The following is a 929-nucleotide window of genomic DNA, read 5'->3' as shown; positions in this document are numbered from 1 at the left end:
GGNCGACCGCCCGCCGCGCCGCACCCGCTCGGCGGGCGAGGGCACGCCCGGCCGGGCGGGCGCCCGGACCGCGGCCGGTGCGGACGCGGCGCCGTATACGGGGGTTCCGGACGCGGGGGCTCCGGACGCGGGCGCGGTGCCCGGTGCGGGGCCGGTGCGGGGTGCGGGGCCGATGCCGGGTGCGGAGGTTCCGGATGCGGGCGTGGGCGCGGCGCCGGGTACGGGGCCGGTGCCGGGTGCGGCGGCTCCCCGGCCGCGTCGTACGCGTTCGGCCGGGGAGGGGTCGGCCACGCAGCGCCGTACGCGTTCGGCCGGGGAGGGGTCGGCCACGCAGCGCCGCAACCGCTCGGCGGCGGAGGGATCGGCGAGCCGGCGCACCGCCGCCGAGCCCGCGGACGGGCACCCGGCGCCCGGGGAGCCGGCATCCGGCGGCCCGGAGCGCCCGGTTCCCGCGTCCGAGGGGCCGGCATCCGGCGGCCCGGAGCGCCCGGTCCCGGCGTCCCCGAGCACCCGCAGCGCGGACGCCCCGTGGAACAACCCCCGCCCGGCCTTCGACGACGTGCGCTCCGAACCCCGGACCTCGCGGTCCACCCCGCCCGGCACGGACCAGGGACCATCCGCCGAACCCGAGTCACCCGCCGAACCCGAGTCACCCGCCGCCCCGGCCACGGCCCCCGGCAGGACCGCGCCCTCCGCCACTCCCGCGGTGTCCGGTGTGCCGGCATCTCCGGACACGGTCCCGGCACCCGACCCGGCCCCGCGGCCCGCCGACCCCGCGTCGGAATCCGCCCCCGGTCCGGGGACCGCCTCGGAGTCCGCCTCCGGTTCGGGGGGCGGCCCGGAGTCTGCCCCGAAGTCCGGCCCGGACCCGGACTCCGGTCCGGCAGCCGGTCCCGAGGCTGCCCCTGGGCTTGGCTCCGGCCCCGCAC

The sequence above is a fragment of the Streptomyces sudanensis genome, assembly GCF_023614315.1.
In the GTDB taxonomy this organism is placed as follows: domain Bacteria; phylum Actinomycetota; class Actinomycetes; order Streptomycetales; family Streptomycetaceae; genus Streptomyces; species Streptomyces sudanensis.
Note: the sequence above shows the minus strand (reverse complement) of the source record.